Origin of the sequence: Oerskovia sp. NPDC056781, from assembly GCF_042789955.1 — a bacterium.
In the GTDB taxonomy this organism is placed as follows: Bacteria; Actinomycetota; Actinomycetes; order Actinomycetales; family Cellulomonadaceae; genus Oerskovia; species Oerskovia rustica.
On record NZ_JBHUAD010000320.1, the window covers coordinates 1 to 3,568 of the forward strand.

2 protein-coding genes are annotated in these 3,568 nt (G+C 71.7%); both read right to left on the reverse strand.

All coding sequences use genetic code 11. The features are described 5' to 3' along the window. Positions 1–77: 77 nt before the first annotated feature. Positions 78–1,463, reverse strand: a complete 1,386-nt coding sequence (locus tag ACFRCR_RS17745; RefSeq protein WP_377679407.1) for an extracellular solute-binding protein — start codon at positions 1,461–1,463, stop codon at positions 78–80. 51 nt (positions 1,464–1,514) lie between these two features. Further along, a complete protein-coding gene (locus tag ACFRCR_RS17750; protein ID WP_377679409.1) occupies positions 1,515–3,218 on the reverse strand; it encodes a glycoside hydrolase family 13 protein in 1,704 nt (567 codons plus the stop codon). Positions 3,219–3,568 lie beyond the last annotated feature (350 nt).

Below are 3,568 nucleotides of genomic sequence, written 5' to 3' on the forward strand. Positions count from 1 at the left end.
GTGGTCGAGCCTGGCGGGAGCGCGAGGCACGAGCGCGGAGGGAAGGTCGCGCGACACCCCTCACCCCGGGGCCGGCGTCACCCCTGGTCGAGCAGCGCCTGGGCCTGCTTGTTGGCGTCCGCCAGCAGCTTGTCGATGTCGGCGTTCTGGTCGGTCAGCACGGCCTGGACGACGGGGTCCATGAGCGCGTAGATCTCCTGCGTCTTCTGCGACGGCTCACCGACGAGGGGCAGGTCGAACATGGTGTCGGTGTAGCCGGTCATCTGGTTCAGCGGGACGTTGATGTAGTCCTTGATCCATTCCTGGTTCTCGAGGTACTGCTCCTTGCTGAACATGGGGAGCACGGGCGTGCCGACGGGCTGGTCGCTCGCGACGAGCGTCTGGGCGTCCTTGACGGCGGCGTCCTGGTCGACGAGCTTGTTGAGGTAGAAGAAGTCGATCCACTTGACGGCGGCGGCCTTCTTCTCGTCGGTGGCCTGGGCGGGCATGGCCGCGAGGGTGCCGCCCGTGAGGACGCCGGCGTCGCCGCCGTCGAGGGGCAGCGCGGTGAGGCCGTAGGTCGCGGGGTCGAGCCCGTTGGACTGGACCATGGAGGTGTAGACGTCGGAGCCCGACGTGTACATGCCGACCTGTCCGGCGGCGAAGGCCTCGTTCATGGTGCCCCAGTCGAGGAGGAAGTTGCTCCCCATGGAGTTGTCCTCCCAGCGCAGCGTCTTGAGGAACTCGAGGGCTTCCTTGGTGCCGTCGTTGTCGAGCGACTCGGTGGCCGTGCCGTCGTCGGCGACGTCCTGGACGCGGCCGCCGCGCGAGTAGGTGTTGACGGTGAGCTGCCAGCCGCCGGTGTTGTTCTGGGTCATCTGGGCGTAGCCCGCGACGCCGGGGTTGGCGTCGGCGATCTTCTTGGCGTACTCGCGGACCTGGTCCCAGGTGGTGGGCGGGGAGTCGGGGTCGAGGCCCGCGGACTCGAACAGGGCACGGTTGTAGTGGAGGCCGACGCCGTAGACGTTCTTGGCGGGGATGGCGTAGACGTGGCCGTCGGGTCCGGTGCCCGCGTCGATGATGGCGGGGTTGAACTTGTCGGCGTAGGGAAGGGTGCGGAACTGGGTGTCGAGGTCGGCGATCTGCTTGTTCTCGACGAGGGTCTTGGCGTCGGTGAACGGGATCTCGAACACGTCGGGCAGGGTGCCGCCGGCGAGCTGGGCGGCGAACGTGGTCGCCTTCCACTCGTACTCCTCGGGCACGACGTCGATGTCGGGGTTGGCGTCCTCGAACTGCTTGACCTGCTCGTTGAACGCGTCGATGGCTTCGGGCTCGGAGCCGGGCAGGAGGGAGACGACCTTGAGGGTGGTCTTCCCGTCGGCGGACTCGTCGTCGCCCGAGCCGGAGCTCGAGCAGGCGGCGAGGGCGGTGGCGGTGAGGGCCCCCACGAGGGTGAGGGCGATCGCGCGGCGTGTGGACTTCATTGTCTCTGCTCCTTGTCGGGCGGGTGTGCGGGTGGTGCGTGTCGGGTGCTGTCAGGCGGGGGTGGTGCCGGTCGCGTGGCCGGGCGGGGTGCGCCGGAGCCATGCGGCCGTGTCGGTGGGGAGCCGGGTGCCTGCGGCGCCCTGCTCGAGGGCGGCGCTCGCCAGGAGCACGTCGTACCCGGCGGGCAGCGGGACGGCGGGTCCGAGGTTGACGACGCACAGCAGGTCTCCCCGCGTGAACGCGAGCACCTGGTCACCTGTCGCGTCGCCGGGCAGGACGTCGTCGGCCCACGCGAAGTCGCCGCGGAACGCGGGCTCGCTGTGGCGCAGGGCGAGGACGCGGCGGTAGAGGCTGAGCATCGACGCGTCGTCGCCCGTCTGCGCCTCGACGGACAGGTCGCCCCACCCGGCGGGCTGGGGCAGCCAGGGGTGCGCGCCGCCGTCGGGCCCGAACCCGTGGCTGCTGCCGCCGCGTGTCCACGGCAGGGGGACGCGGCAGCCGTCTCGGCCGGGGTCCACTCCCCCGGACCGGAAGTGCATGGGGTCGTTGATGACGTCGAGCGGGAGGTCCTCCACCTCGGGCAGGCCGAGCTCGTCGCCCTGGTAGACGTAGAGCGAGCCGGGCAGCGCGGCGGAGAGCAGGGCGGCGGCCCGTGCCCGACGGCGGCCCGCGGCCAGGTCGGTCGGCGTCCCGAAGCGCTTGGTCGGGAAGGCGAACGCGCTGTCCTCGCGGCCGTACCGCGTCACGGGTCGGGTCACGTCGTGGTTGGACAGGACCCACGTGGCGGGGGCACCGACGGGGGCGTGCGCGTCGAGCGTGGTCTGGACGGACTCGCGCAGGGCCTTGGCGTCCCAGGGGCGGGCCATGAAGTCGAAGTTGAACGCGGTGTGCATCTCGTCGGGGCGCAGGTACTGCGCGAACCGCGCGCGGTCGGCGAGCCAGACCTCCCCGACGAGGACGCGCGGCTCGTCGTAGGACTCGGCGACGGCGCGCCAGCCGCGGTACACGTCGTGGATCTCGTCGCGGTCGACGTGCGGGTGCTCGCCGGGGCCGGGATGGGCCGGGACCTCGGGCAGCGTGGCGTCCTTGACGAGCAGCGCGGCGGAGTCGATGCGGATGCCCGCGGCGCCGCGGTCGAACCAGAACCGCAGGATGTCCTCGTGCTCGCGCCGGACGTCGGAGTGGTTCCAGTTGAGGTCGGGCTGCTCAGGCGTGAACAGGTGCAGGTACCACTCGCCGGGTGTGCCGTCGGGGTTGGTGGTGCGGGTCCAGGTGGTGCCCTGGAAGTCGGAGACCCAGTGCGTGGGCATCTCGTCACCGCCCGGGCCCTTGCCGGGGTGGAACCAGAAGCGCTCGCGCTCGGGCGAGCCGGGACCCGCGGCGAGCGCGGCCTGGAACCAGCGGTGCGCGGCCGAGACGTGGTTGGGCACGACGTCGACGATGGTACGGATGCCCAGGTCGCGGGCCTCGGCGATGAGCTGCTCGGCCTCGGCGAGCGTGCCGAACTGCGGGTCGATCTCGCGGTAGTCCGCGACGTCGTAGCCGCCGTCGGCGAGCGGGGACAGGTACCAGGGCGTGAACCAGATGGCGTCGACGCCCAGGTCCCGCAGGTACGGCAGGTGCTGCCGGACGCCGGCCAGGTCGCCGGTGCCGTCGCCGTCGCCGTCCGCGAAGCTGCGTACGTACACCTGGTAGATGACCGCGTCGCGCCACCAGGTGGCGTCGGTCCCTCGGGTCGAGTCGTCCTCGCGCACCGTGTCCTCGTCTTCCGTCCGTCCCGTTCAGCCGTGAACGGGTGCTCCTCGTCGAGCGCGGCGTCCCGGGTGGGTGAGCCGCTGGACTCCTGATCCGTGGATCCGTCGTCTTGAGCATCAACGTAATCACTCGACAGCAATCACGCAAGAACTCGACAGTAGCGTTATCAAAACGCGACCTTTCGAGGGAGCCCGGCCGAGTGCAGAGTCGTTGCACCCGGCCGGGGCTGAGGCGGGCGGGCGGGGGCAGCGCGGAGGGGGGCCCCCCCCGGGTCCCCGGGGCGCGGCCCCCGGGGCGGGGACCCCGGGGGCATGGGAGCCCGCCCCCCCCCGCCGGCGCGGGGGCGCCC